Source organism: Sporomusa intestinalis (genome assembly GCF_055383785.1).
In genome coordinates, this window is sequence record NZ_AP042390.1 from 4,690,201 (window position 1) to 4,716,714 (window position 26,514).

General features: G+C 52.4%; 25 protein-coding genes. 8 read left to right on the forward strand and 17 right to left on the reverse strand.

The window, feature by feature from the left end; all coding sequences use genetic code 11:
* Positions 1–37: 37 nt before the first annotated feature.
* The gene (locus ACZ481_RS21805) at positions 38–1,951 is read right to left on the reverse strand and encodes a [Fe-Fe] hydrogenase large subunit C-terminal domain-containing protein (RefSeq protein ID WP_464767432.1); all 1,914 of its coding nucleotides are present in this window, start codon (positions 1,949–1,951) and stop codon (positions 38–40) included.
* A 473-nt stretch (positions 1,952–2,424) separates the two neighbouring features.
* Here ACZ481_RS21805 and ACZ481_RS21810 point away from each other — a divergent pair, with 473 nt between their 5' ends.
* On the forward strand, positions 2,425–3,840 hold the full coding sequence (locus ACZ481_RS21810) for a DEAD/DEAH box helicase (RefSeq protein WP_464767433.1): 1,416 nt from the start codon (positions 2,425–2,427) through the stop codon (positions 3,838–3,840).
* A gap of 118 nt (positions 3,841–3,958) precedes the next feature.
* Here the strand turns inward: ACZ481_RS21810 and ACZ481_RS21815 are convergent, their stop codons facing one another.
* Positions 3,959–4,456 carry a hypothetical protein gene (locus ACZ481_RS21815; protein WP_464767434.1) on the reverse strand — a complete coding sequence of 166 codons (498 nt, stop codon included), beginning with the start codon at positions 4,454–4,456 and terminating at the stop codon, positions 3,959–3,961.
* Between the two features lie 233 nt (positions 4,457–4,689).
* Between ACZ481_RS21815 and ACZ481_RS21820 the strand changes: the two genes are divergently transcribed.
* On the forward strand, positions 4,690–5,892 hold the full coding sequence (locus ACZ481_RS21820) for a metallophosphoesterase (RefSeq protein WP_464767435.1): 1,203 nt from the start codon (positions 4,690–4,692) through the stop codon (positions 5,890–5,892).
* 90 nt (positions 5,893–5,982) lie between these two features.
* Here the strand turns inward: ACZ481_RS21820 and ACZ481_RS21825 are convergent, their stop codons facing one another.
* The 7 genes from ACZ481_RS21825 to ACZ481_RS21855 form a co-directional block, all read right to left on the reverse strand.
* On the reverse strand, positions 5,983–7,215 hold the full coding sequence (locus tag ACZ481_RS21825) for an aminopeptidase (RefSeq protein ID WP_464767436.1): 1,233 nt from the start codon (positions 7,213–7,215) through the stop codon (positions 5,983–5,985).
* A gap of 202 nt (positions 7,216–7,417) precedes the next feature.
* Positions 7,418–7,912: a DUF134 domain-containing protein gene (locus tag ACZ481_RS21830; RefSeq protein WP_464767437.1), complete on the reverse strand. Its 495-nt coding sequence runs from the start codon at positions 7,910–7,912 to the stop codon at positions 7,418–7,420.
* Positions 7,913–8,072: 160 nt separating this feature from the next.
* Positions 8,073–9,062, reverse strand: a complete 990-nt coding sequence (locus ACZ481_RS21835) for a DMT family transporter (protein ID WP_464767438.1) — start codon at positions 9,060–9,062, stop codon at positions 8,073–8,075.
* Positions 9,063–9,135: 73 nt separating this feature from the next.
* A complete protein-coding gene (locus ACZ481_RS21840; protein ID WP_464767439.1) occupies positions 9,136–9,936 on the reverse strand; it encodes a helix-turn-helix domain-containing protein in 801 nt (266 codons plus the stop codon).
* Between the two features lie 16 nt (positions 9,937–9,952).
* Positions 9,953–10,864 (reverse strand): DMT family transporter, encoded by a 912-nt coding sequence (locus ACZ481_RS21845; protein WP_464767440.1) that lies wholly within the window; start codon positions 10,862–10,864, stop codon positions 9,953–9,955.
* Positions 10,865–10,950: 86 nt separating this feature from the next.
* Entirely contained in the window at positions 10,951–12,288 is a 1,338-nt protein-coding gene (locus ACZ481_RS21850) for an MATE family efflux transporter (protein WP_464767441.1), read from the reverse strand.
* 87 nt (positions 12,289–12,375) lie between these two features.
* Entirely contained in the window at positions 12,376–13,083 is a 708-nt protein-coding gene (locus ACZ481_RS21855) for a hypothetical protein (RefSeq protein WP_464767442.1), read from the reverse strand.
* Between the two features lie 261 nt (positions 13,084–13,344).
* Between ACZ481_RS21855 and ACZ481_RS21860 the strand changes: the two genes are divergently transcribed.
* Both ACZ481_RS21860 and larAH10 read left to right on the forward strand, forming a co-directional pair.
* Positions 13,345–14,643: an MFS transporter gene (locus tag ACZ481_RS21860; protein ID WP_464767443.1), complete on the forward strand. Its 1,299-nt coding sequence runs from the start codon at positions 13,345–13,347 to the stop codon at positions 14,641–14,643.
* Between the two features lie 73 nt (positions 14,644–14,716).
* Positions 14,717–16,015, forward strand: coding sequence for an NPN-dependent 2-hydroxyacid racemase, LarAH10 family (gene larAH10, locus ACZ481_RS21865; RefSeq protein ID WP_464767444.1), 1,299 nt, complete (start codon positions 14,717–14,719; stop codon positions 16,013–16,015).
* A 70-nt stretch (positions 16,016–16,085) separates the two neighbouring features.
* Here larAH10 and ACZ481_RS21870 read toward each other — a convergent pair whose 3' ends face one another.
* Positions 16,086–17,231 carry a metallophosphoesterase gene (locus ACZ481_RS21870; RefSeq protein ID WP_464767445.1) on the reverse strand — a complete coding sequence of 382 codons (1,146 nt, stop codon included), beginning with the start codon at positions 17,229–17,231 and terminating at the stop codon, positions 16,086–16,088.
* 303 nt (positions 17,232–17,534) lie between these two features.
* Between ACZ481_RS21870 and rbr the strand changes: the two genes are divergently transcribed.
* Complete coding sequence (gene rbr / locus ACZ481_RS21875; protein ID WP_464767446.1) at positions 17,535–18,119, forward strand: rubrerythrin; 585 nt, start codon at positions 17,535–17,537, stop codon at positions 18,117–18,119.
* A 119-nt stretch (positions 18,120–18,238) separates the two neighbouring features.
* Here the strand turns inward: rbr and ACZ481_RS21880 are convergent, their stop codons facing one another.
* From ACZ481_RS21880 to ACZ481_RS21890, 3 genes are all read right to left on the reverse strand, one after another.
* The gene (locus ACZ481_RS21880; RefSeq protein WP_464767447.1) at positions 18,239–18,604 is read right to left on the reverse strand and encodes a VOC family protein; all 366 of its coding nucleotides are present in this window, start codon (positions 18,602–18,604) and stop codon (positions 18,239–18,241) included.
* 23 nt (positions 18,605–18,627) lie between these two features.
* Positions 18,628–19,362 carry an MBL fold metallo-hydrolase gene (locus ACZ481_RS21885; RefSeq protein ID WP_464767448.1) on the reverse strand — a complete coding sequence of 245 codons (735 nt, stop codon included), beginning with the start codon at positions 19,360–19,362 and terminating at the stop codon, positions 18,628–18,630.
* Between the two features lie 87 nt (positions 19,363–19,449).
* Positions 19,450–20,151 carry a two-component system sensor histidine kinase NtrB gene (locus ACZ481_RS21890; RefSeq protein ID WP_464767449.1) on the reverse strand — a complete coding sequence of 234 codons (702 nt, stop codon included), beginning with the start codon at positions 20,149–20,151 and terminating at the stop codon, positions 19,450–19,452.
* 161 nt (positions 20,152–20,312) lie between these two features.
* On the opposite strand from ACZ481_RS21890, the gene ACZ481_RS21895 reads away from it, so the two are divergent.
* Together ACZ481_RS21895 and ACZ481_RS21900 are read left to right on the forward strand one after the other, a co-directional pair.
* Positions 20,313–20,705: a helix-turn-helix domain-containing protein gene (locus tag ACZ481_RS21895; RefSeq protein ID WP_464767450.1), complete on the forward strand. Its 393-nt coding sequence runs from the start codon at positions 20,313–20,315 to the stop codon at positions 20,703–20,705.
* A 148-nt stretch (positions 20,706–20,853) separates the two neighbouring features.
* Positions 20,854–22,065: a DUF401 family protein gene (locus ACZ481_RS21900; protein ID WP_464767451.1), complete on the forward strand. Its 1,212-nt coding sequence runs from the start codon at positions 20,854–20,856 to the stop codon at positions 22,063–22,065.
* Here ACZ481_RS21900 and ACZ481_RS21905 read toward each other — a convergent pair.
* On the reverse strand, positions 22,049–23,131 hold the full coding sequence (locus ACZ481_RS21905) for an MBL fold metallo-hydrolase (protein ID WP_464767452.1): 1,083 nt from the start codon (positions 23,129–23,131) through the stop codon (positions 22,049–22,051). The genes ACZ481_RS21900 and ACZ481_RS21905 overlap by 17 nt on opposite strands.
* Positions 23,132–23,238: 107 nt before the next feature.
* Here ACZ481_RS21905 and ACZ481_RS21910 point away from each other — a divergent pair, with 107 nt between their 5' ends.
* A complete protein-coding gene (locus tag ACZ481_RS21910) occupies positions 23,239–23,526 on the forward strand; it encodes a hypothetical protein (protein WP_464767453.1) in 288 nt (95 codons plus the stop codon).
* Positions 23,527–23,586: 60 nt separating this feature from the next.
* Here the strand turns inward: ACZ481_RS21910 and ACZ481_RS21915 are convergent, their stop codons facing one another.
* The 3 genes from ACZ481_RS21915 to ACZ481_RS21925 form a co-directional block, all read right to left on the reverse strand.
* Complete coding sequence (locus tag ACZ481_RS21915) at positions 23,587–24,153, reverse strand: CBO0543 family protein (protein ID WP_464767454.1); 567 nt, start codon at positions 24,151–24,153, stop codon at positions 23,587–23,589.
* A gap of 468 nt (positions 24,154–24,621) precedes the next feature.
* Complete coding sequence (locus tag ACZ481_RS21920; protein WP_464767455.1) at positions 24,622–25,392, reverse strand: DUF3794 domain-containing protein; 771 nt, start codon at positions 25,390–25,392, stop codon at positions 24,622–24,624.
* A gap of 76 nt (positions 25,393–25,468) precedes the next feature.
* Positions 25,469–26,377 carry a LysR family transcriptional regulator gene (locus ACZ481_RS21925; protein ID WP_464767456.1) on the reverse strand — a complete coding sequence of 303 codons (909 nt, stop codon included), beginning with the start codon at positions 26,375–26,377 and terminating at the stop codon, positions 25,469–25,471.
* Between the last annotated feature and the right edge of the window lie 137 nt (positions 26,378–26,514).

The following is a 26,514-nucleotide window of genomic DNA, read 5'->3' on the forward strand; positions in this document are numbered from 1 at the left end:
CGCAGTCCTCTCCGGACTGCGGCCTGTTCATCGGCTGTTAGTTTTTATTTACCAGGCTGTCGGCTGTTGCCGCTATTTCCTGGCATTTTGCCGTAACCTCCTGAATGGTGGCCGAAATGCTGGTAATTTCCGAACTTACCGTATCCATCTTTGTTTCCAGGCTATCGGAGATACTAAAAATGGCTTCGATCTGCCCGGCAATCGAATCCACGCTGGCTTGCGTGGAAGCCACCGTAGCTTTGGACTTGTCTGCCAGAAGGCGCACCTCGTTGGCGACCACCGCAAACCCTTTGCCATGCTCGCCGGCCCGGGCCGCTTCAATAGCCGCATTCAGGGACAGCAGGTTCGTCTGGCCGGCAATACCGACAATCTCCGCCGAAGCCTGGGTAAAGTGCTGCAGCTTGGCCTCCACCTCGCGTACACTGTCCCGGAGTTCACTGGCAGTCTGCAGCAAAGACAGCACCTCCAGGTTAATGGCCTCAATGCTTCTGGCATTCTCGCTGCTGCCGAGAGAAACCTCCTGAATGGCGCTGTTTATATCCCTCACCCGTTCCTCCAGACGGCTGGCCGCGGCCGACCGCTCCTCACTCAGGCCTTTCACTGCTGCCATCATTTCCTCAATCTCCCGGTTCTTGCCGATTGCCGCCTGGTGTTCCAGCGCCAGTTCCCGCCGGTTATAATCAATACAATTATCCGGATGATTGAACCCATTGGCAACAGCCTGGGCAAAACTCCGGCAGTTGCCGAAACCGCAGGCATAACAGTTTATATTCTGCGATTCGTCTGTTGTCTTATGCAGCTTGGCAAATACGGGCATAAGGACTGCAGCGGACGAGTCCGGAACCTTAACACGTCCTGACTCGTCCTGATATGTGCGGGTAAAGTCGCTGAGCCTGAGCTCTTTATCAAATTTAGCAAATAAGGCATATACCTTCTTATAAAATGTCTTTTTACTCTGCTCCTTAACCTTGGCCGTTTTCAGCCTGTTCATTAGATAATCGATGTCGTCAATAGGGATATCCTTGGTCGTGCCTGTTCCTTTATTGCAGCCATTCAGGCAGTTAAGAATATCAACCAGCAGGGGCAGCGGCTTGCCGGCCTCCACCCGCCGGGCGTATTCCTCAAGATAGCCGTAGGCGTGCTGCGGCCCTTCCACCTGCCGGATCCAGATGCCGCCGTCGCCGGTGTGGTGCTCGACATTCTCCCGCAACCCGCCCGGTCGGCTGAAAGTAAGACCGATCCCGCAGGTGTCGCCGTCAAAATCAGCCTCCGGGTACTGGGACAAAACAACCTGATTGCGCACAATATATTCCTCCAGTTTCCTAAAGGTAACATTATACGCAACAAGCCCCTGGGTAGTGGTTTCATTAATCTCATCCAGCTTGCCGATACAGGGCGATAAAAAGGCCAGCTTATCTTTAATCCCGGCATATTGCCTGAGATAAACGGCCGTACACAGCATCGGGCTGTGAATAGGCGCCAGCCGGGATATCAATTCCGGTTTATACTTCGCAACATAGTTAACAATCGCCGGGCAGGGCTGGGCAATGACAGAATCAAGCTGCTGCTCTTTGATGGCCTTTAAATAAGCCCAGGTAGTTATATCTGCCCCAAAGGACACATCATAGACGACATTGACCCCCAGCGATTTTAGGTAGCCAAACAACTGTTTATAGGCAAAATGAAACCGCACGGCCGGAGCGGCAATCACGGAAATTTTACCGCCCTGCTTGAGATCGTCAAAAAACCTTTCCGTATCATCAGCGAAGTCCCGGGCCTGGTGGTCACAGACATCGATACACTCCCCACAGTGAATACACCTGGCCTGATCGACCCTGACCTTATTCTGTCCGCCAACAGCATAGGCAATATTGGCATTTACCGGACATTTGGCAATGCATTTGTTACAGCCGGCACATTGTTCCTCATTAGTCAGTAATATATCTGACATACGGCTCCCCCCCAACAAAGATAATGAAAAATTATAATAAGTTCATTTTGTCACATAGGCGATAATTTTCGCTAAATAGTGCCGATATCCTGCTTTATATTAATGGGTATACATAGTCAGACAGGTATTACGCCAAGGTTCCAAAAAAATATTATAGAGTATCTATATACTTTTTTGGAATATAATGTTATAATTATTTTTCAGGGTATAGATATTTAGTAATGCTTTACCCTTAAAACATAGTCAAGCCATGCCATTTAATTGCGTTGCGTCTCTTATTGCGGCGAAAACTGATTTTGAGTTACAGATAAGCACCGGACTCTGAATAAGTTGCTGACTTCGGAATTGATATAAGAATGCTCAGGGGGGTGGCAGGCATTCACAGGCTGCCTGCCCAGCACACCCTACGTATACAATATGTTATCTAGTGGCGATACTATGTAAAAGACAGGAATAAAAGGAGGCAACATTCATTGGAAAAATTCAAAGAGCTAGGAATTAGTGATTTGATAATTCGGGCTCTTACTGATATGGGCTTTGAAGAACCGACCCCCATCCAGCAACAGGCTATTCCCACCTTGCTTACAGGCCGGGATTTAGTTGGACAGGCTCAAACCGGCACAGGCAAAACCGCCGCATTTGGCATTCCTTTATTGCAAAATCTGAAAAATACCCTTGGTGGTATTCAGGGCATCGTGTTAACCCCGACCCGGGAATTGGCGATTCAGGTTGCGGAAGAGCTGAACAAACTTGGCCAGTTCTCACAAATTCGCTCCCTGCCGATTTACGGCGGGCAGGACATCCAACGGCAGATCAGAGCGCTGCAAAGAAAACCGCACATTATTGTCGCCACGCCGGGCCGGCTGATGGATCACATGGACCGTCGCACCATCAGGCTTAACGACATCAAAATGGTGGTTCTCGATGAAGCCGACGAAATGCTCAATATGGGTTTTATTGAGGATATTGAGAAAATCCTCAGCACAACCCCTGAGTCTCGCCAGACTTTGCTGTTCTCGGCCACCATGCCCAGACAGATTCAAAATCTGGCGCAAAAATTTCTGCAAGATCCCGTCCTTATCAGTACTAAAGCCAAAGAAGTTACGGTTCCCCTGATTGAGCAGCATTATTACGAACTGCATGACAGACAAAAATTCGACGTGCTTTGCCGGCTCCTGGACATCCAGTCGCCCGAACTGGCCATTGTCTTTGGCCGGACCAAGCGGCGGGTGGATGAGCTGACCGAGGCGTTAAAAAAACGCGGCTATTCGGCGGAAGGCATTCACGGCGACCTGACCCAGGCCAAGCGGGATGCCGTCCTCCGGCAGTTCAGAGAAGGAATTATCGATATTTTAGTAGCCACAGATGTTGCGGCCAGGGGCCTTGATGTCAGCGGCGTTACTCATGTATATAATTTTGATATCCCGCAGGACCCGGAAAGTTATGTACACCGCGTCGGCCGCACCGGCCGGGCCGGCCAAACCGGCCTGGCGACCACCTTTGTCATTCCCCGCGAACTGGAACAGCTCCGCTCCATTGAACGTATTACCAAGCGAAAAATCATACGTATGACTGTCCCCACAATCAATGATGCCATCGAAGGCCAGCAGCGCCTGGCCATCGAGAAACTGCTCAACCAGATTGAAGAAGGTAACCTCGAACGCTACCGGGGCCGGGCCGAGGAGCTGCTCGCCGAAACCGACTCTGTATCCCTGCTGTCGGCGGCATTGAAGCTGTTAACCAAAGAACCTGACAACACGCCTATTAAAATTACGGAAGAGGCACCATTGCGGACCCGCTCCTTTGGCGGCAAACGCCGTCAGACCGAGCACCGGAAAGATACCGTTGCCGGTAAATCACGCTATAAAACAGGCGGCTATAAAAAATAAAAACCAGCGGCTGGGCCAAACCTTAGCCAATAGCAAAGACAGCTTCCCCTACAGGCAGCTGTCTTTGTCCTTTGCCCGGCAATCCGTTTTTTCCGGCGTGGCTGGCTTTTTTATTGGTTTAATTATTGCGCGCATAATTCCTGGCAATATCATACATGGAGTCAGCAAAGGTTTTCGGTGTAACGGCGGCAAAGTTAGCCGGCTTCTTGGTTTCCTCCAGTAACGTTCCCTGTTCGCTGAATACCCGGCTCTCGGTCACGGCATACAGTTTTTCCTTGAGCTGAAACACCATCTGCATCTCACTGTAGGCGACTTTATCATTTTCCGGCAGCTGCTGTTTGTACTTTTCGGTCAGTTTGCCGATAATCTCCGGGTCCGAAAAAATGGTTTTGACCAGAACATAAACCAGGTTCTTGTCCTCCTCATCCTTGAGCAGCGACTTATTATCAAATGCGAACCTGCCAATATCATTGGTAAAAACATAAGACCAGCGCTGCCGCTCCACCTCCTCGGCTGTGGGTTTTTTCAGCACACTAATCTGCCAGTCCAGCGGCGATTTTTTTGCCTGATCCTCTGCCTGCACCGGCCCGGGCAGCAGCAAGCAGCACAATAGCATGAATAATAATCGTTTCTTGATGGTAAAACCCTCCTCTTGGCCTGAATGGGTGTCAACCTGCTAAAATTATCCTTCGCCGCAGCCCCCCTTGATTCCTTTACACTGCGGGCTTATATAAAAAAACGCTCCGGCCTGTTCCCCATCACCGCTTTTTAATGGTAGGAATATAAGCGGTGAACCTAGAAAAGTATAGGCAGGTCAAAAATCCGCTATGACGCAGTTGGAGGAGATATATGCGTTTTTTTACTATGATGTTCATCCTGCTGGTGGCAGCCGGACTAACCGGCTGGCTCAATTACTTGCTGTTGAAACGCCGGTTTCCCGTTTATCGCCAGCCGGTAGTTCGCTATACCTATCTGTTTATTACGGCAGCAGCCGTCGTTGTGATGATTTATACCCGGCGGCGGAATCTATCACCACTGAATCCGGACGATGAAGTATTGTACTGGCTGCTCTATATGGCCTTAGCCTGGTTATTTGGCCAGCTGGTACTCATGGGGCTGCAGCTAATTTGTTATGCGGCCGAATGGCTCCTAAGCCTGCGCAAGACCAAGCCGGCAGCGCCGGCTCCAGGCCAAGCGGCGATAACAAGGCGGGGCTTTTTACATGGCCTGGCCGCTGCCTTGCCGCTGATTTCAGTGGCAACGGGAGCCAAGGGGATATACGAGGCCCAATCGGAAATGCTTGTGCAACAATACCGGTTGCCGATTCCCGGCTTGCCAGCTCAGCTGCAGGGTTTTAAGATTGGCCAAATAAGCGACACCCATTTGGGGCCATATTTCAGTTTGGACCGCCTGGATACGGTGATCCGGCTGGTCACAGAACAAAAGCCTGACGTGCTGGCCATAACGGGGGACTTCGCCGATGACCTGGGCTTGCTGAAACCGGCCTTGGAGCGCTTGGACCGGCTCCAGCCGCTCATACCCTATGGTATTTATTTTTGCATCGGCAATCATGAATATATCCGTGGTCCTGAACGGTTTCGGGCCGAAATCGCGCACAGCAGGGCCGTGCTGCTGGAAAACGACAGCCGGTTACTTGTTGCCGGGCCGCAGCCGCTTTATTTGCTGGGAGTAGACTATCCCGGTTCTGATTTGACCCGCTCGGCCCTGGACATCAGCGTCAACCGCCGCTTGCAGTGCTTTGCCGACGCCAGCAGGAACATTCCCGCCAGGGCCTTTAAGATTTTACTGGCCCATCATCCTGATTTTCTTATTGACGGTTTTGCCGCGCAAATCCCGCTCACCCTGGCCGGGCACACCCATGGCGGTCAGATAAACCTCGGGGGCAAGCCACTGTTTAGCAACCATCTTTATATGGGCGGCCTGTATCAGGAAAATGGTGTGTACGGCTATGTCAGCCGAGGAGCTGGCCACTGGTTTCCCCTGCGCCTGGGCTGCCCGCCGGAAATCAGCATGTTTACCCTAACCTCATGACAGCCGCCGCTTTTGGTTCGTCACTACGGTAAGCAAAGAACCGTCCGGCCTCACCCATTGTGAAGGCCAGGACGGTTCTTTTTTTCGTCTTTAGGCGAAACTGAAATTACCGTTCGCAAATACCGCAACCGACTCTCCTGCCGCGGTAATGCCCGTAATGTTAAGATCAGCAGTTCCGATCATAAAATCAACATGCACGATCGAGTCGTTGACACCGGCTGCTGCCAGCTCGCCGGCGTCCATGGCCACTCCTTTTTCAATACAGATCGGGTAGGCCTTGCCGATTGCCAGATGGCACGAGGCATTTTCGTCAAACAGGGTATTGTAGAACAGAATATTGGCGTTGGAGATTGGCGAATCATAAGGAACAAGCGCCACCTCGCCCAGATAGTGGGAGCCTTCATCGGTCTCCACAAGTTTCTGTAATACTGCCTGCCCTTTGTCAGCCTTACAGTCAACAATCCGCCCCTCTTTAAAGGTGAGCGAAAATTTATCAATCACCGTGCCATTGTAATTCAGCGGCTTGGAACTGACAACCGTTCCATTAACCCCGGTTTTCTTCGGCAGTGTGAACACTTCTTCGGTCGGCATGTTGGCGACAAATTCGATCCCCCCGGCGGTATATTCCGGGCCGCCAAGCCAGATATGGCCGTCAGGCAGCTCAATCCGCAAATCTGTCCCCAGTGAATTCTGGTAATGAAGCTCTTTGATTTTAAGATCATTTAAGCGCTTCATATTTTGTTTCAGGGCCTGGCTGTGTGCCTGCCAGGCAGCGACCGGGTCGGCCGTATCCACCCGGACAGCTTGCAGAATAGCAGCCCACAGCTGTTCAACAGCCTGGTCTTCAGCCGCCTCCGGGAACACCTTCTGCGCCCAGGCAGTGGTGGGCACAGACACAATGCACCAGGCATTTTTATTGCTCATCAATCTTTCGCGGTACTCTTTCAGCGCTGTGTTACTGGCTTTTTGCACCCGCACAACCCGGTCCGGGTCCACATCTTTTAACAGCTCCGGGTCTGACGCGGCAATACTGACAAAGGCAGCCCCCTGGCGGACATAGGAGAGATAAAACTCTTTCTGCCAGTCAGGGAACTCGTCGAATATCTCTTCCGGGGCCTGGAGGAACCTGATTTTGGCAGACAGTTCATCCTTCCAGTTCATGACAACCTCTCTGGCCCCTGCCTGATAAGCCGCCTCGGCGATGGCCCTGGCAAAAGGCGCGCATTCGAGCGGCGAGTTAATAACAAGTGTCTGGCTTTGTTGAATATTGACACCGGTTTTAACAACAAGCTGCGCGTACTTATTAAGGATTGAAGTGTTCATAGTGGGTCTCCTTTCATGAGCTCATCTTTCCATTACCTATTCTATCCTATAGTATGCTCTTTATCATACAATCAGTAGCTACTATATTCTGTAAAAAGTTGGTCAATTCCTGCTGTCGCCGGGTCTGATCCAGAACAAGCCCGGCCGGCGCGCAAAAACAACAGAAGCGCTATTGGGTTTGCCAATAGCGCTTCCCTGCCTATTAGTTTTCGTGGCTGCCGCCACAGCAGCAGCCTCCCTGACTGTGCTCCTGCCGGCCGCCGCCGCAGGCCTGTTTTACTCCGTTTTCCAGTTTCATTTTCTTCATACTGCCGCATTGGGGGCAGGCCAGCTCGTAACCGTGCTTGCCTCCCTCGGTACAGGGAGCTTCTTCCCAGACCCGGTGACATTCAACACACTCAAATACCCTGTTCTTCATAATATAGTTCCCTCCCTGGATAATGATCGCCCGACCCTCTACCAGCGCCATGGCAATTTTATACCTGGCAGACTGCAAAATTCGCTGATAAGTTGGCCTGGACAAACCCATGACCCCAGCACAGGTAGCCTGCTCCCAGCCCTTATGATCTTTCAGGCGGACAGCTTCCAGCTCCTCCAACTGCAAAACAACCGGCTGCTCGCTGCCCGGCAGGCGGGGCGAAAACTCCCGGCAAAGCGGGGGATCATCAATTAAACCGCAACAACGTCTTCTTGCCATTCTTTATCAGCCTTCCATTCGGGCATATGCTCATTTAAGTATACCCCATATAATCCTACTTATCAATAAGAAATAAAAAATTATCATTGCCGCCGTCTCTAAAATGCCAGGCCGGCCGCGGGTGACTTGCGGCCATCCGTTGTATCCCTGCAAAATTCGACTATTTCCCGGGAAATTCCATTTGTTTTGCAGGAGTTCGTTCATAGCCGGGCGGGATTCCCCCCCGGCCGGCAGCCGGCCCTGTCCGGTCCAGATTCATGACCACAATGGCAGCAAGTGTTAAGGCACCGCCGGCCAGCTGGACCGGCAGCACGCTTTCGCCCAGGATAAAATAGCCGCCCAAAACCCCAACGACAGGCACTAAATTTAGATACAGGGTCGTTATCGCCACATCCAGCTGCTTTAACGCATACATATACAATAAATAACAGATTACCGAACAGCCTACTGCCAAAAACAGGATATGCCAAAACGCAGTGAGCGAGAATGCACGCCATTCATCCCATTCTGACAGGGACAGGGGCAATAAAAACAAGGTTCCCAGCATGGTTTGAAAGGTGGTCATACCCAGGCCTGTATATTTATTCTGCAGCGATTTGTTCACCAGCGTGTAAAAGGTCCAGGCGAGCATTGCCCCCATGACAAAAAGATTGCCGGTAAAGTGTTCAGAGTTGAAATCAAGCTTGCCATTGGCAGTTACGGACAAATACATGCCAATAATCGCAAGCGCCATACCGACTGCTTTCAAGGGTGACAGAGGGGCATGAAAAAACAGCACATCCAGGCTGATGGCAAGAATCGGGATGACGGTGACGATCAGCGAAGCGTTGACGGCGGTTGTCAGCTGCACCCCGGTATTCTCAAAGTAGAAATACAGGGTAATCCCCAGACAGCCTGCCGCTGCCATCAGGGGCAGGTCGGCCTTCGCTATTTTGGCCGCGGGTTCAAGCCGCCTGAGCAGCCCCCAGAGCAATCCAGAGGCAATGACAAAGCGGATAAGCGCCAGCGTAACCGGCGGCACTTCGGCAACAGCAATTTTTATGCTGATGAAAGAGCTGCCCCATAACACAACCGTCAGGAGCATCAATAGATTGGCCAGCAAATACCGGCGATGCCGTAAGGTCATAAGTTGTAAGCGTTGTCTGTACATAGTGCCTCCTGCTTTTTTTCTTTAGCATAGCGAAAAAAGCAGCCAGGCGTATTGTAAAAAATTGCAGAACCGGCTATGTCAGCTTCTGGTATTTCTCCGGCGTCACGCCGGTATGGCTTTTAAAAACCCTGATAAAATGGCTTTGATCATAAAAACCGGCTTCATAGGCGATCTCGGCCATAGGCTTGTTTTGACGCAACTGCTTTTTCGCATAGTTAATCCGCAGCAGCGTCTGGTACGTATGGGGCGGTACCGCAAATTCTTCCTTAAACGCCCGGATAATGGCAAACCGGTTACAGCCGGAGACTTGCTCCAGGGCCGCCAGGGTAATCTTTTGCGCAAAATGAGCGTGCAGGTAGTCTTTAATAACGGTTAACCGGGGCAACGCTTCCAGCCTGCCGCCGGGAAGCGCCGGACTTGCCGCATCGGTTGCCTGCTCCAGCAGCGCAACAATGCTTGCCTCTTTTTCCAGGGGGCCGGAGGGGTTTATCAGGCTTGCAACCAGCTTGTCCATAACGCTAAGGGCCTGCCTATCGGACATAACTTTTACAACCGGGCCATCGCCTGCCCGCCGGCCCCTGGCGGCAAAAAACCGGTTCACCCAGACCACATCCAAAAACAGCATTTTATAGCGCCACGGCTTGTCCGCCTGGGGATTGCAGGCATGGACCATGCCGGCCGGAATCAGCACTACCGACCGGGGTCCAACCGTCAGCAGCCGGCCGGCACACCAAAAGGTGCTGCTGCCATGCTCCACCAGGCCAAGCGAATACTCCTCATGGGCATGCTTTTTATAAGCAAGACGGCTGGAGTCGCATAATTTCAATTCAAAAAACGGCAAATCGGCATCACGGTAAAACTGAACGTCCTTCATACTAAACACTCCCGGTTCAGCCGGTTTTGCCGTCGGCTTCTGCGGCCGCCCGGCCTGCCGGCTGCAGGCCCTGCAGCTGTGTCGACAGCATCCCTGCCAGCATTAAAGCGCAACCGGCTAACTCTCTTACGCCTAAGCGCTCGTCCAGCAGCAAAAAACCGCCCAGAGCGGCAAAAACGGTTTCCATACTGAGTATAATGGCAGCATGGGCAGGGGGCGAGTATTTCTGGCCAACTACCTGCAGGGTGTAAGCGATCCCGACCGAAAAAATACCGCCGTACAACAGAGGGATGAGGGCCCCGGCCACTCCCTCGCTGGTGATTGTTTCAAAATAAAAGGCCGTGCCCAGGCTGAGCAGGGCGCAGGTAATAAATTGGTAAAGAGACAGCTTCAACACATCTACCCTGTTGGCAAAATGGTCAATCAGCAAAATGTGCACAGACCAGAATAAAGCGCCGGCCAGCTCCAGGAAGTCGCCATAGGCAATGGAAAAATCCTCTTTGACACATAACAGGTACAAACCGCTAAGGGCCAGCAGCGAGCCCAGCCAGGTTGCCCTGCTGATGCAATGCTGTAAACAGATGCCCAGAAGGGGAACAAACACAATATAAAGACAGGTAATGAACGCCGCCTTGCCGGCTGTAGTATAAATAAGACCGATTTGCTGCAGGGATGCCCCGGCAAACAGGACGACACCGGCCAGAATTCCGGCCTTCACCGCATTGGCAGGCTCGCCGGCCCGCGGCGGCTGCGCTTTGCGGCCAAAGTGGTAGATCAGCGGCAGCAGCGACAGACTGCCTAACACAAAGCGTATCCCGTTAAAGGCAAACGGCCCAATATGATCCATGCCCACCCGCTGGGCTACGAAAGCAAGCCCCCAGATGGCTGCTGCCAGCAGGAGCAGCAAATTTGATTTTACAGCACTCATTGTATAAACCCCTTTTCATTTCCTAAGCGAAGCAAAGGCAGTAATTATCAATAGCACCACATTACACTTAATACTACAAAAGCCAGTTAATTCCTGCCTTGTGTAACTTTACGCTGCAGCCGGATCAGCCTTAACAGCAGAACTGCCGCCCCTACGGCCAGGCCGGCGATAAACCCCACCCAGTAGCCATACGCGGTCAGGGCCGTGTATTTTGCCAGCAGATAGCCGACAGGCATACCGATGACCCAATAAGACAAAACAGCCATCAAAAAGGTTACCCGCACATCCTTATAGCCGCGCAGGGCCCCCTGAATCGGTGCGGCAATGGCATCTGACAGCTGAAAAAAAACAGCATAGAACAGAAAATTCCGGATCAATTCCAGCACGCCCGGCTCCTGGGTATACAGGCCGGCAATCTGCCGGTTGAAAGCAAACAAGCCGATAGCAAAAAAACCGGCGATTATTATCGCAATGCCAAGGCCCAGCTTGCTGTAAAGCGCAGCGTCATGATACCGGCGGGCACCGACTTCAAAACCGATAACAATTGTCAGGGTCATTCCAATACTCAGCGGCACCATATACACTAACCCGGCAAAATTAATGGCGGCCTGATGGGCGGCAATCACAGCCGTTCCGTATTCAGCCATCAGCAGAGCCACCACGCCAAAAATGCTGACTTCGCAGAATATCGCCAAGCCAATCGGCAAACCCACCGTCAGCAGCTCACGCCAGGTCTTGAGGGAAATGCCGGGAAGGCTGGCAAAAGCGCGATACTCCTTAAACGGCGGTAAATAATGGATAACCCCTATACTAATGAAGAAAAGACACCAGTAGGTTATGGCCGATGCATATCCGGCTCCGGCCCCGCCCAGCCGGGGAAACCCGTAATAGCCAAAGATCAGCAGATAGTTGAGCGCAATATTAATAGGCACCGCACACAGCGTAATCAGCATAGTGACGCGGGTATAGCCCAGAGCATCAATAAAATTCCGGCAGACTGCCGACGCAAACAAAGGCACTACCCCGACAGCCAGCGCGGCCAGAAACCGATAGGCAATATCACGGACAGACGGTTCCAGCTTCATGGCCGCCAGCAAAGGGCCGAGCACCGCCGAACCGCCGGCAATGACAAGACCGCCCAGGGCCAGGGCCAAATAAATACTCTGGATCAGCAGGAACGGCATCTCCTGCTTCCGGCCAGCGCCGTGGTGCTGGGCCAGAATCGGCGTCAGCCCGGCCAGTACCCCGCCAAGCCCGGTAAAGACAGGCATCCACAGGTTGGCGCCAATGGCAACACCGGCCAGATCATAATGGCTTACCTTGCCGGACATGACCGTATCAAAAAAACCGGTGGCCATCAACGACAGCTGGGTAATAAATATGGGTAAAAAAATAATCAGGAATTGTCGTACTTTTTCTTGCACTGAACGGGTTTCTCTCACCTGGCACCTCAAAATTAAGAAGCCAGACCAGCGTCTGGCTTGTCTCCATATTCTGTAATTATATTATCACTAATCCACGTGCCGCGTCCAGTATCGGTTATTTGTTTTATTTTCGAGTATGTGATAACAATATTGCCGGCCCGGGCGGGCAGTTACACTCACCTGGCCGCGGTTGATCAAATCAACTGAGTACAACCCCAGATTGGCAATAAAGGCACACAGATGATGATGAATGCATGCCACGCTTTTCAACTCAGCCGCCAGGGCTTTATCCACATATTGCGGAACGGCGGCAGGCTGGAGAATACTGCTGACAGATTCCCCCTGTTCATCGATATATTCCAGCCACTCCCATTTGAGCGGCAGCGTCTGCAGGTACCGTTGCTTGATGAAGGACCGGGCCTGGCAAACCCAGGCGAACGGGCGATGAACACCGTATTTTTCCGCCCATTCCGCCGCCTGCGCCGTTTGCTCCCGATAAGATAATGCAACCCCCAGGTGGGCGGGCAGTTCGGCATCTACGACCTCAATCCAGAGAAACCGGGCCGGCGGCAGCAGGTTTCCGTATTCCACCTCGCGGGCAAAAGCAGCCGGGCCGGGCAAAGTCTGCGAAAAAGGGGCCAGCAAGGAAGAGGCCTCAAATATTTTGGCCTGCATAGTAATGCTGTTCATATGCTGCCAGAAAGCAGCCATGGTATCAACAACCTGGAACCTCGCCCCCTGCGGTTTGTCAGGCAAGGCGGTTGCCTGCCTTAAAATATCTTTTAATATTTGCATGTAGCCATTAACTCCTGTTGCCTTTTCCACTAATTTTCCCACCCAGCCGCCCGTTTATGTAACCTGTTTTTGGGCAGAATCCTGCCTTGGTCGGGGATTCAGTCCCAGATTCGCTTTTGCCACCGCCGCAGATACAGGTTTTGTTTAATATTGTTGTTTTCGCACCACCCACGCCCTATTGACGGTATATGAAACAATCTCTATAATAATTAACAGGCACTTATATCTTTGTACAACGAACAAAACAGGGGGAAATCTAAAATGCAAACAACACCAACAGCCGCAACCCAAACGGCGGAGTCTGCGCGGCCGACAAGACAGCGGGTAGTGTTAGTGGCCATTCTGCTCCTCACCTTGCTCGTGGCTTACCTGGACAGGGTAAATGTCTCGGTTTTACTTGCGGACAATACCTTCCTCACAGAGATGGGAATTAAAGGCCAGCCTGTCCAAATGGGCCTGTTAATGACCTTATTTTTAATCGCTTATGGCGTGGCCAATGTCGTGCTCAGTCCGCTTGGCGACTACATCGGCCCCCGCAAAGCCATGGCTATCTCCATATTACTGTGGACCATCTCGGTTATGATCGGCGGCTGGGCAATGACTTTTGGCACCATGCTTGTGGCCAGAATCATTCTGGGAATCGGTGAAGGCATGCACTGGCCAATGCAAAGCACGTTTGTGAAAAACTGGTTCCCTCCCAACGAACGGGGCAAGGCCAATGGGGTCTGGCTGATCGGCCTGATGGGCGGTCCGGCACTGGCTATGCCTTTTTTCAGCTGGATTGTATCTACCTGGGGCTGGCGTCCCAGCTTTTTCATCCTGGGGGCCCTGGGTCTTATTCCCCTGGCATTAATCTGGTTTTTTGTCACCGACCATCCGCGGCAGCATAAACGGGTCAATGCGGCCGAGCTGGAGTATATCGAAAGCGCCTTAAAAATTGAGGCGGAAGAAGAAGCCCAAATTAAAACAGAAAGCCTGGGTGAACGGATACGCTCCTTTGTGCTCAATTACCGGTTTTGGCTGCTGACAGTGAATTATTTTTGCATAGCCTGTATCTGGTGGGGCACCATGGCCTGGCTGCCGTCCTACCTTAAAGCGGCCCGCGGGTTCTCCTGGACGGAAATGGGGGCCCTGGCCTCGCTGCCCTATATTCTTGGCAGTGTCAGCATCCTGTTCTTTGGCCATCTGGCCGACAAGCTTGGCCGCCGCGCCCCGTTCATTGCCGTTGCCCATCTCGGCTCAGGCCTCGGCCTTTATTTCGGCGCCACCGCCAACGACAACCTGACCGCCGCCCTGCTGATCTCCGCCGGCATTGCCTCTGTCGCCATCGCTTTGCCCTCTTCCTGGGCCATTCTCCAGCGCATTGTGCCAGGCAAGGCCATCGGGGCCGGCGCTGGGATGATGAATGGCCTGAGCAATGGCGGTTCAGCCTTTGCCCCGGTCTTAATCGGTTTTTTCATCAGCCTGACCGGCAGTTATGTGGGCGGGCTGATGTTCCTGGTCGGTATTGCCGCCCTGGGCTGTGCCTGTATGACAATCCTGTCCCTGCAAAAATATTAATCCCCAAGCGCCCCGTCCTGTTGGCAGGAAATCAGCAAGCAATCTAGTATATGGTTACCTGGAGGGATAAAACATGCTAAAAGAATTTTATTTAGGGCTTGGTGACAGCCAGGTCAAACTAGCACTGCCTGAAGAACAAATAATCCATGTTGTGGAAGGGAAACCGGCGGCGGCGATTGAGGATGTGCCGGCGGCAGTCAAAGCGGCACTCCGGCAGCCGATCGACTCGCCCCCGTTAAACGAAGTGGTACAGGCCGGCGATACTGTGGCCATCATTGCCAGCGATATTACCCGCCAATGGATTAAATATGATCAATTTCTGCCAACCCTGTTAAATGAACTGAATGAGGCCGGCATACCTGACGGCAATATTAAACTGATTGTCAGCCTGGGTGCTCACCGTCACCACACAGAGCAGGAAAACAACCTTGTATACGGCCGGGAAGTAACCGGCCGCATCCGGATTGAACAGAGCTATGCACCGGCCGGCGAAGACTTCGTTTATGTCGGCACAACCACCCGTGGTGTGAAAACATATATCAACAAGCATGTCGTGAATGCTGATAAGGTCATCCTGACAGGGGGGATTGTTTATCACCTCATGGCCGGATTTGGCGGCGGCCGCAAGGCCATTATGCCTGGTGTCGCCGGCTATGCCAGCATTCAGGGCAACCACAGCTTCTGCCTGAATGAGGTTGTCGGCCAGGGCATCAGCCCCAGTTGCATCTCCGGCAAACTGGAAGGCAATCCTATGCATGAGGATATGACCGAAATGGCGGCTATGGCTAAGCCGGCCTTCCTGCTCAATGCCGTTCTCACGCCGGAAGGCAAGTTTGCCCGTTTTGTGGCCGGCCACTGGTACAATGCCTGGCGTGAAGGCTGCAAAACAGTGGAAGATATTTTTGGCGTACCCATTAGCGCCAAAGCCGATCTGGTCATTGCATCGGCCGGCGGCTTCCCCAAAGATATCAATCTGTACCAGGGATCGAAAACCACCGACAACGCCTATATGGCCGTCAAAGAGGACGGCGGTGTCATCATTGTCCTGCTGGAATGCCGTGACATTATGGAACCGCCCGACTTCAGCGGCTGGTTTGACTATGAGTCACTGTACGACCGGGAGCTGGCGCTGCGCAAAGCCTTTACTGTCCCCGGCTTTGTCGCCCTTAAAACCGGCCTGATGGCCAGCAAAGTCCCGTTCATTATTGTCACCCTGCCGGAAAACAGGGCCTTTATTGAAAAAGCCGGCCTAATTGCCGCAACTACCCTCGAAGAGGCCCTGGCGATTGCTGAACAAAAGCTGGGCCGCAAAGACTATACGATCACCGTAATGCCTCACGCCGCCAATACGGTGCCGCTGCTGCAGCGATAACAGCAGCCGGAAGAACAGCCCGGACCTGTAACCACTCAGGTCCGGGCTGCTTTTTTTCTCGGCTGCCGCGCTACTCCCCCTTAAATGTAATCCGGATATCGACAATCTCAGGCTGATTGCCAATCCGTATGGGCGGGCCCCAGGTGCCATAGCCGCAGGAAACAATAGCCTGATACGCGCCTTTGCGCAGATACCCCCAGTCCAGCTCAAACAGCCGTTCTGTCACCAGGTTATTGGGAAAGAACTGGCCATGATGGGTATGGCCGGACAGCTGCAGGTCAACCCCCTGCCGCTGGCCCTCGTCCAGATTCTGCGGCTGATGATCCAGCAGAATCACCGGCAAAGACCGGTCAACTCCCGCCATAACGGCCGGCAAGGTCAGGCGTTTTGTCCCTTCCATCCGGGCCACTGTCGGATCATCCCGCCCCACCACATAAAATTGCTCATTAACCTTTACATACCGGTCACGCAGCACCTGCACCCCGGCCTGCTCCAAAGCCTGGACAGCCAACAAAGCCTGCCCGCCCAGATATTCATGATTGCCCAGAACAGCATACACACCGTACCTGGGGGTCAACTGCCGCAGCAGCGCCGCCATGTTCTGCCCGATAAACAGCTCGGCATCCTCGTCAATCGTATCGCCGGCCAAAAAAACAATATCCGGCTGCAGGCGGTTGACCTGATCTACCATGGCCGCCAGGCGGTCATTGCCGACAATAACCCCAAGATGGATATCCGCAACCAGGACCGCCCGCAGGCCTGTCAATCGGCCCGCCGCTTTCCTGATTGTCACGTCATAGCGGCAGATCCGGGGGTTGCGGCCATTCCAGACCCCGTAAACAAGCAGACAGCCAACCGTCACGGTTACGGCAGCGCCTAACCAGGCTGGCGGCAGCCCCGGCGCGGCCGGCCACAACAAGCCGCCGGCCAAACGCACACTGTCCGCCAAAACCCAGCTTATCACTAAATAATACAGTGCAGCCAGCCAGTAATTGCCGGCAACAGCAGCCAGGCCGCATAACCAACGGGGAATCCGGCCCCGGGCCAGCGGGGCGATTACAGGCGTAACGGCCAGCAGTGCATAACAGCCCCAGTAATAGCCGGCGTAAACCGGCAGAATCGCACCCAGGGATTGGTACAAACGTAAGCCGGTGTAATAGCAGGCTGCTGCGTAAACTAACAAAAACAAGCAGATAATACCAATAAAAGACTTCATTTTTTCTCCTGTAAAATAAAAATAAACTATGTCTACCTACAACTTCCGCGGCGGCGCCGCATTATCCTGCCGGCCGGCAGTCTGCGTCGGTCAGAGCCTGCGGACGTCAAACCTGGCCCTGCCGGGTACCCCGCGCTTACATTGCCCTGCACTTTGGCCGCTTACGTAAACAACTTTTCCCGGCGAGGCAGGATTTTCTCTGTTTTTGCAGTAACTATTAGATTACAAATAACAGCCGGAACAAAACCTTCCGGGTTATTTTGTTGATCCTGCAAAAATAATATGTAAGTGAGGAGATTTGTCATGAAATCATTACAAGGTACAAAAACTGCCGAAAACCTGATGAAAGCCTTTGCCGGCGAGTCACAGGCCCGCACCCGCTATACCTTTTATGCCGCCACAGCGAAAAAAGAAGGTTATGTTCAGATTGCCAACCTGTTCACGGAAACAGCCGACAACGAGAAGGAACACGCTAAGCGTTTCTATAAGTTTCTGATCGACAGCGTAAACGGCGAGATGGTGAACATTCATGCCGATTATCCTGTTGCCTGGGGTGACACCAAGGAAAACCTGCTGGCGGCGGCGAACGGGGAAAACGAGGAATGGTCCGAATTGTATCCTCATTTTGCCGATGTTGCCGACCAGGAAGGCTTTCCGGCCATTGCCGTCGTCTTCAGAAAAATAGCCGAAGTGGAAAAACACCACGAAGCCAGATACAGGAAACTGTATAACAATTTAGTCAATGAAACGGTCCTGAAAAAAGACTGCGCCGTGGAATGGAAATGTAACAACTGTGGCTACATTCACAGAGGCGACCAGGCGCCGGAACTCTGCCCGGCCTGTATTCATCCCAAAGGCTTCTTTGAAGTCTTTGTGGAAGCATATTAATACCTAACACGGCTTGCGCCGAGCCTTAGCCGTTCTTGCTATGCAACAAAGCCGGAACCCTTTCCACAGGGTTCCGGCTACTATTATTATATCCGGTTTTAGCTTTCCTATCAAAATTCCTAAAAGCGTTCAGGCAAAACCTCCAGCCAGTACCCGTCCGGGTCGGCAATAAAGTATATGCCCATCTCCTTGTTTTCATAACAAATACAGCCCATCTGCTTATGGTGTTGATAGGCCTGTTCAAAGTCACTGGTGGTAAAAGCCAGATGGAACTCGTTTTCACCAAGGTTATAGGCTGCCTGCCGCTCCTTCAGCCAGGTCAGCTCCAATTTGTGCGGTGTCTGCCCATCACCCAGATACACGATGATAAAACCTGGCTTTTCAATACGCCGGGTTTCTTCCAAATGCAGCGCGTCTTTATAAAAAGCCATGCTTTTTTCCAGGTTCAGCACATTAATATTATTGTGGGCAAATCTAAAATCCATCACAATTCCTCCCGCTTACATTTTTATTCCCGGCGGCCCCGGGTCCCGCTCAACCACATCTGATTGACAAACCCCTGAATATCCTCGCGTAGAACAACGCCATGGCCTGTACAGAAAAAATCAGGCTGGAAAGCACGCAGCCGGCCTAAGCCGGCAATAAAAGCGGCAAACTCCGCACCGCCGGCAGCCGCCTGCCCGGCAACATACTCGCAGGACCCCCGCCGGATATAGTCACTGGCGGTAACCAGTTCACCGTCCGGCAGGGCTTCGCCAAAGTAGCAGAAAAAATCACCAACAAACAGGACCTTGGTAAGCTGATCATAAATGGCAACCGAGCCGGGCGAGTGCGTGTTGACGAGAACAATCTCAAAATCGCTAAGACCCTCGGCCGTAAACCGCGAGCCCTCAGCCAGCGGCGCATAAGCAGTAAACTGGGCGGCCAGCGGGGCCGGCAGCAACGGTACATCGGCAGAATGGACAAATTTCCGGGCCTGGTCAAAACAGGCAGCGCCCTCAACATGATCATGATGCCCGTGGGTCAGCAAAATATGCGTCACCTGCGCAGGCGTCACGCCAATTTCGCCCAGCGCGGCGGCGATTGCCGGCTGGTATCGCTTCAGACCGGCATCAATCAGGATTGTCTGGCCGTTGCGCCGCAGTACATACATATTGGTATAAGAGGGAACATCCCAGGTCCAGGTATCTTCGACGGCGATTACATAGGCGCCGTCACCCAGAGGGGACAATAAATAATTCATGCGTTCCACCGCCATATTGTTGATAAGATGCAGTTAATTTATATTACCACATTTTACAAGCCCGGGCAACAAACAGCCCGGCCGGGATTATTTCACAACCGGAAACAGTATGGTAAAAATACTGCCGGTCCCCGGTGCCGGCTTAACGTCGATCCGCCCCTGATGCCGTTCCACAATACTGAGGCTGACAGCCAGCCCCAAACCGGTATGGGTCTTTTTGGTGGTAAAAAACGGGTCAAAAATCCGTCTTACCTGTTCCGGCGGAATACCCTGGCCTTCATCCTGAACATACAGCCTTACCCCCTGTTTGTCAAGCACCGTGCCCAGCGTCAGCCTGCCGCTTGTCCCCATGGCTTCAAGGCCGTTGCCGGCCAGGTGCATGAGCAGCTGCTCAATCTCGGCCGCATCCAGATTTACCAGTGGCAACTGCTCGCCTAGCGCCAGCTCGGCGGTCATGCCGTTTTGCGCGGCAGCCTGCTGAATGGCCGGATATGCCTTTTTTACAAGGTCATTAAGGTTTTGCGGGCTCTTTATACTTGTTTTGTTAGGAGCCAGTGATATAATAACGGTTACCAATTCTTCAATCCTGCCTAACTCCTGCCGGATGATGGCCAACGTTTCGTCAGGACAGCAAACTGCTCTTTTCTCCTGTAACTGCAAATAGCCTTTAACGACAGTCAATGGATTTCTAATCTCATGGGCTATCCCCACAGCCATACGCCCGATTACCTCCCGGCGGGCCACCCCGGCTGCCTCCCAGTCATCTGCCTGTGGATAGATAGTACTCACCGCCAACGCCCCCTCATCCCTGTAGCTTTGCTTTTCTTCAGTGTCATTAAGACACTTAATTCGGCAATAATTGTAAAATTCCTTTCCGGCAATGTCTTATGGACACATTAATTGAACCTGGGACATAAGCGCGTTATGGTAATAGTGAGGAGTGTGGGCTTATGAAAACCCTGGGTACAAGAATCAAGCAACTGAGGAATCAGCTGACGCAAGAAGAGTTAGCCGCCATACTTAAAGTGGACCGTTCCACCTTAGCCTCCTGGGAGGTTGACCGCCGCGAACCGGATATTGCCACCTTGAGCCGCATTGCATCCCATTTCCAGGTTAGTATTGACTGGCTTGTGGGCCATAAGCCTGCTAAAGCGGACCAGGCCGCGCGCATGGTTTGGGCCCGGGAGGCTGACGGCGACTACCTGATAACCATTGACAAAGCCTGGGAGAAAGTGATTGCCACTGCTCAGGCCTACGGCGTTGAACCCGCTATGGTTCAACAACTGGTGGAAGTAAACGCCAAAATTGCGTCAACACTGCACCAGAGCCGGCCAAAGAAGTAAACTCAACACTAACGGGATATCCGCCGCCAACCGGCCGGATATCCCGTTCCCTGTTATAGCGAAAAAAACTGCGCCTGCCAGCAGGTATCGCCTTCACCGGCTGGAATACATTCAGGTAACCTATTTTTGCTCAGGAGTTGCTGCCTATATGCTTGCTATAATAAAAATCCTTGTCACCCTCGCCATTATTGTCATCCTGCTGAACCGTAAAGTAAAAATGGGCCATGCCATGCTGACCGGAGCCACTGTATTATGGCTGCTCTCCGGGTATAACCTGCTTCATTTTCAGACGGCGGTAATCGATACCGTACAGAGTCACAGTACCTGGGAAATCGTACTGGCCCTGTATTTTGTCATGTGCCTTGAATACCAGCTGCGAACCGGCGGCATTGTCGACGGCTTAATGACAACCGCCCGCCGGGCCTTGCGCAGTGAACGGATCCTGCTAGCATTAATGCCTGCTTTTCTTGGCTTTTTACCCTCCCTGGGCGGGGCGATCTTCTCGGCCCCCTTAGTGGAAAGCGCCAGCAAGCCCTATCAGCTGACCCCGGAGAAGAAAACGGCAATCAACTACTGGTTCCGCCACATTTGGGAATATACCAACCCGATTTTTACCGGCATGCTGCTCGCCAGCCAGCTTTCCAATATCCCGCTTAGCGCCCTGATCGCCAACATGGCCTGGCTGACCGTCCTGGCAACAGTGATCGGCTGGCTGTTTTTCCTGACAATGCTGAAAAAACAACCGGCCGCGCCGGCGCCGGCCATTGTCAGTCAGGAGGTAGACCGCGGGTATTATTATGTGACAATGGCAGCAGGCCCAATTATAGTAAACTTTATCCTGGTCGTTTTCTTCAACCTGGCCGCTTCCGTTTCCATGGCCCTTGTCGTTGCCGCCATGGTTCTTATGCTCCGCCAGAACCCGGCCGCGATCCGGACGATGCTGGCGCATGCCCTGGATCGTAAACTGCTGTGGGGCATTGTGGCGATTCTGTTCTTTCAAAACATCCTGCACCAAACCGGCGCCATTGATGATATTGCCGTGCTGCTCAACAATCTCGCGATCGCCAATGCGGTTGTGGTTGGGGCCATCGCTTTTATCGCCGGCATTTTAACAGGTACTTCGCAGGGTTTTGTTGCCATAACATTTCCTTTTATCGCGGTTTTGTCACCTGGTGATATCACACTGGCGATGCTCTGCTTTGCCCTGGGCACGGCCGGGCAGATGCTGTCTCCGGCCCACCTCTGCCTCTTGGTGACGCTGGATTATTTTAAAGCCGATTTCCTGAAAACGCTGCGCCCGGTGGCCTGTTTAGAACTCATCATGATTATTGCGGCCTGTGTTGTCACAACCCTCCACTGACAAGCTGTTTCCAGGACAGCATCCCGCCTTTAAGCACATAAACCCTGTCAAAGCCGGCTTTCATTAAGATCTGAGCACCGGTAGTCGCTCTGGCACCAGACCGGCATACAACCACAATCCGTTTGTCTGTATGTTCCTGCAAGCGGGCCAGGCGGGCTGCCAGCCGGCCGATCGGGATATGGAGTATCCCCTCCAGCCGGCCAAGCGGACCGGTCAGTTCCTCCTGTTCCCGCACATCAAGCAGCACCACATTAGTAGGATCCGCTTCCAGCCAGCGGCTTACTGTCTGGGCCTCAACATACCGGACCTGAATCTCGTTGACACCGGCCGCCATCGTCCCTTTGATCTCACAGGCCGGCGTATCGACAGGAATCCAGGCCGCCTGAGGGTCTTGGGCACAGGCGTAATTAGCCGCAAGCACATCACGCATCCAGTCGGCAGGACCCAGCCGCAGGTCTTCCAGGTAGTGAATAAACTCCTCCTTGCTGCGCTGCTTAAGATGGGGATTGCTCTGCCGCTGCCTGCCAAGGGTTGACGGCTGTCTGTTCCGGTATTCATGGGCCGGGCAGACGACCAGTTCAGCCGGTAAAGCACGGAGTTTATGCAGGCTGTCCCAGTGGTCGCCCGGGCTGCCGCCCGGCAGATCGTCCCGGCCGGCGCCGGCATCGTCAAGAAACAGAAAATCCCCGGTTAGCAGCTTATCCCCAACGATCAAACTGATCGAGTCCGGAGTATGGCCGGGGGTATGCAGGACCGTAAGCTCCAGGTTGTTAAACCGAAGGACATCACCGTCGTGCACACGGATACTGACACACTGAGGCGGCGCCGCTGCCTGCATAACATACTCGCAGCCGGTTGCATCCCGTAGGGCGGAGCCGGCAGAGATATGGTCGGCATGGCTGTGAGTGTCAATAACATGGGTAAGGGTCAACCCTTCCGCTGTTAATAGAGCCAGATAATCATTAAAATGGTCAATAACCGGGTCGATGAGAATGACCCGCCGGTCATTTCCGTCACCGATAAGATACGTACGGCAGGCGTGGGGGTTTAACTGCCTGAATAGCATAGCTCACACTCCTCTGGCCAAAGCTGGCTTTGATTATAGTATACCATGGATAATATTAGTAATATCTATGATATAATAAAGAAAAAATTGGACAGGAGGCAGTTACCATGGTTGTCATTAAATTAAAAACCGGCGCCCATCAGGCTTTTCCTGACAAATATAAAACCATAGAGGATTTTTATGAAGATATCGCTACCTATGAAGAGATCATCTTTGAGTATAACGGGCAAAAATATGTTGTTACTTATTACGATAAGAAATTATCCGTCATGCAGTATAATGCTGCCGCTACAGAACAGCACTATCCGTCTCCCCAGGCGTTTGCCGAAAATTTTACAATCGGCGGTACCAGCTTCCGGGAGCTTGTCACCAAAATCAGTGTGCTGGTACGGTAAATAAAGTGCGCCAAAAGCCACCGGCCTCCCCCTAGGAGGCCGGTGGCTTTTGGCTGTCATTTATTCATTACTATTAGTTGTTTGCCTGGCCGCAGAAAAGATTCTTTCTACAACCGCTTTGATCACCCAGGGCATGAGGATATAAATGGGAAAACTATAAATATGCTGCCAGCCAAGCGGCACATACAGCCCCATCGCCACCAGCACAGGCTCACAAATAAAGGCAAACACACCGGCTGTCAGTACACTGATGCCGATAAATTTCCGCCAGCCCGGAAAGTGCTGATATTCCAGCATATAGATCACCGGCAGCGGGCTGGAATCAAAAAAGCTGACAAAAGGAAAAAAGGGCTGCACCTTGTAGGGATACGTCCAGTAGCCTGTTTCGACGCCTAGAGTATCAAGCCTGATAATAATAAAGTGTATGAGCAGTCCGAATAACCACAGCTCCGGCAGTTTTCTCCGGTCAGCCGCGTAATAGAAGATGAGCCACGGCACAATAAGCAAAGCTGCCAGAAACCACCATTGCCAGGTAAACAGGTTATAAGACAGCCAGTATTCAATCCGGGCCTGGGTTAAAGCCTGGGTCAGCTGTACTAATTGCTCATTTGCGGGCACACCGGACATTCAATTCCCCCTCCAGCCTATAAACATAATATAACCTGTTGCCGCCGGGAATTATTCCGGCCGCCGGCCACAGCGACGCGGCCGCGGTCCGCGATTTTTGTCCTGGTGCGCACCTGCACCGCTGTATATTTTTGCCGGCGACAGCACCGGGCCGGAACAGGCAGGCGCTTGGCAGCATGGAAAGTAAGAAAACCGCGATCGCGGTCCTTTGGCTTTGCACACGTCAGTTGATCTGGAATGCAAGCCGTGTCTTACTTTTGTCATCGCTACAAAAGTAAGCAAAAAATCTAGGCCCAGAGCCTCCAAAAGCTGAAGGGCCGGGGGGTTACCGGGTGCGGGGCACCTTCTCTGCTCAAGCTGGGCATTGACCTTGGTTCCCTTATCCAGGGAAAGTCAACCCTTCTCTCAGGATAAAAAAAGCACTATATGGGCTTTCCCGGCCTCACATAGTGCTTATTGCAATGCAACTTATCCCTTGGGTTTATACGGCAGTCCCTGGGTTCCCTGATATAACATAACCTCCCGGTCAGCCATTACCTTAACGGTAACCCGCAGGACAACGGCGACGTCAAAGCGCCGGGTGCAGCGCCGGGGACGTTTGTGCGGTTTGCAATGATGGTCATGATCGTGATCGCAGCCACAGTCAGGCTTGCACTTATGTTTCTTATGCTTCTTGTGCTTATGATGACCGTCATCGCAGTCACAGTCATCATCCCAGTCGTCGCAGTCATCATCATAATCATCGCAGTCGCAGTCATCATCCCAGTCGTCCCAGTCATCACAATCATCATAGTCATGACCCTTTTTTTTGTGCCAATAGGCCCGGCAGTGCTTATCAACATCATAATCCACAAACTCAACGACAACGCCGGCATCGGCGTCCATCCCCCGCCTGGCCCCCGGGATATCGGCATGAGCCGTGAAACGAATCGGCCACACTTCCACGGCGTGCACCGGCTGCCTTGGCCGGCAGGCGACATATAAGGCCTTAACCTCGAATTTTCCTCTGACAATAACCTTATTGTGTATGACATCAACACTGTTAATTTGCAGTCTTTTAACAAAAACATCAACGATTTGCTCAATGGCAGGCTTATGCCGCGGCACAACCACATGCACATCAATCGATTTTTGTACTTCCTGCTCGCCCAGTACCTGCTGGACGACAAGGGACTTCGGGCCGGCGCTGATGCCGGCAGTACAATATTGCGGCCGATCCCATGGTTCTATGTGTGTCATTGTTACCCTCCTTTCGCGTCTTATACCATATATATGCAAAAGAAGGGAAGAAGACAACAGCTGTTGGCGATAATAACTATTTTGCTCCGGTTTCTCCACCCCGGAACTGAGAGGATTTAGTATATTCAACAATAAAATCAATAAAAACCTGAGCCGCCCGGGACAGGTATTTGCCTTTTTTCCAGGCGAGGCCGATTGTGATGGACAAAGGCTCGGCCAGCGGTATACCCACCAGCTGCGGCTGATTGCGCACCACCATGTTCATGAGAAACGAAATACCGGCGTTACTCGCGACCATTGCTTTAATTGTCTCGATCTGGTTGGAAGAAAACACAACCCGCGGGGTGAAACCATGGCGGGCGCATTCTTCGAGGACAAGCCGGCGGTGAAAAAATTCTTCTTTTAACAGGATAAAAGGCTCCTGCTCCAATTGGCTGAAAGCAACCTGGTTGGCCGACCGGAGGGGATGCCCCGCTGCCACGCACAGAACAATTTCTTCCCTGGTTATGGGCGCAGTGTTAAGCACGGTGGAAGACTCCGGCAAAATAATCAGCCCCAGGTCCAGTTCTTCCCTTTCCAGCATTGACCGGGCCGCCAGCGAGCCTTCTTCATATACCGCTAAATCAAGATTGGGGTAGGTGCTCTTAAACAGGTTAAAAATATTGGGGAAAAGATAGGCGCCAATCATCGGCGGCGCCGCAAATTTAATACTCCCCCTGTTCAGCTTGCGAAAATCCTCCATCTCATGCACGGCCTGACGGATGTCAAATAAAATTTTTTTAATGCGAACCTGAAAGGCTTGCCCCTCAGCCGTAATGGCAATCTTTTTCTGACTGCGGTCAAACAGGAATACCCCGAGTTCTTCTTCCAGCTTCTGGATCGCGTTAGTAATCGATGGCTGGGCCACATGCAGTTCTTCGGCCGCCCGGGTAAAGTTCTGCAGTCTGCTGACAGCTTCAAAATATTCAAGTTGACGCAATTCCATGTATGATTCCTCCATTTTTAATAGCTACTCCCTATTGTACCATAGAATATCGATATTTTAATTACTTATACAGCGGTGCTAAAGTATAGATAGGGCGTTATCAAAATCATCAAAAAATTAATAGGGAGGAATTATTA

Excerpts from the sequence above, each read along its gene's own strand:
- ACZ481_RS21805 (WP_464767432.1), bottom strand. The coding sequence starts at position 1,951 with ATGTCAGATATATTACTGACTAATGAGGAACAATGTGCCGGCTGTAAC.
- ACZ481_RS21815 (WP_464767434.1), bottom strand. The coding sequence starts at position 4,456 with ATGCTATTGTGCTGCTTGCTGCTGCCCGGGCCGGTGCAGGCAGAGGAT.
- ACZ481_RS21820 (WP_464767435.1), top strand. The coding sequence starts at position 4,690 with ATGCGTTTTTTTACTATGATGTTCATCCTGCTGGTGGCAGCCGGACTA.
- ACZ481_RS21825 (WP_464767436.1), bottom strand. The coding sequence starts at position 7,215 with ATGAACACTTCAATCCTTAATAAGTACGCGCAGCTTGTTGTTAAAACC.
- ACZ481_RS21830 (WP_464767437.1), bottom strand. The coding sequence starts at position 7,912 with ATGGCAAGAAGACGTTGTTGCGGTTTAATTGATGATCCCCCGCTTTGC.
- ACZ481_RS21835 (WP_464767438.1), bottom strand. The coding sequence starts at position 9,062 with ATGTACAGACAACGCTTACAACTTATGACCTTACGGCATCGCCGGTAT.
- ACZ481_RS21840 (WP_464767439.1), bottom strand. The coding sequence starts at position 9,936 with ATGAAGGACGTTCAGTTTTACCGTGATGCCGATTTGCCGTTTTTTGAA.
- ACZ481_RS21845 (WP_464767440.1), bottom strand. The coding sequence starts at position 10,864 with ATGAGTGCTGTAAAATCAAATTTGCTGCTCCTGCTGGCAGCAGCCATC.
- ACZ481_RS21855 (WP_464767442.1), bottom strand. The coding sequence starts at position 13,083 with ATGCAAATATTAAAAGATATTTTAAGGCAGGCAACCGCCTTGCCTGAC.
- ACZ481_RS21860 (WP_464767443.1), top strand. The coding sequence starts at position 13,345 with ATGCAAACAACACCAACAGCCGCAACCCAAACGGCGGAGTCTGCGCGG.
- larAH10 (WP_464767444.1), top strand. The coding sequence starts at position 14,717 with ATGCTAAAAGAATTTTATTTAGGGCTTGGTGACAGCCAGGTCAAACTA.
- ACZ481_RS21870 (WP_464767445.1), bottom strand. The coding sequence starts at position 17,231 with ATGAAGTCTTTTATTGGTATTATCTGCTTGTTTTTGTTAGTTTACGCA.
- rbr (WP_464767446.1), top strand. The coding sequence starts at position 17,535 with ATGAAATCATTACAAGGTACAAAAACTGCCGAAAACCTGATGAAAGCC.
- ACZ481_RS21880 (WP_464767447.1), bottom strand. The coding sequence starts at position 18,604 with ATGGATTTTAGATTTGCCCACAATAATATTAATGTGCTGAACCTGGAA.
- ACZ481_RS21885 (WP_464767448.1), bottom strand. The coding sequence starts at position 19,362 with ATGAATTATTTATTGTCCCCTCTGGGTGACGGCGCCTATGTAATCGCC.
- ACZ481_RS21895 (WP_464767450.1), top strand. The coding sequence starts at position 20,313 with ATGAAAACCCTGGGTACAAGAATCAAGCAACTGAGGAATCAGCTGACG.
- ACZ481_RS21900 (WP_464767451.1), top strand. The coding sequence starts at position 20,854 with ATGCTTGCTATAATAAAAATCCTTGTCACCCTCGCCATTATTGTCATC.
- ACZ481_RS21905 (WP_464767452.1), bottom strand. The coding sequence starts at position 23,131 with ATGCTATTCAGGCAGTTAAACCCCCACGCCTGCCGTACGTATCTTATC.
- ACZ481_RS21910 (WP_464767453.1), top strand. The coding sequence starts at position 23,239 with ATGGTTGTCATTAAATTAAAAACCGGCGCCCATCAGGCTTTTCCTGAC.
- ACZ481_RS21915 (WP_464767454.1), bottom strand. The coding sequence starts at position 24,153 with ATGTCCGGTGTGCCCGCAAATGAGCAATTAGTACAGCTGACCCAGGCT.
- ACZ481_RS21920 (WP_464767455.1), bottom strand. The coding sequence starts at position 25,392 with ATGACACACATAGAACCATGGGATCGGCCGCAATATTGTACTGCCGGC.
- ACZ481_RS21925 (WP_464767456.1), bottom strand. The coding sequence starts at position 26,377 with ATGGAATTGCGTCAACTTGAATATTTTGAAGCTGTCAGCAGACTGCAG.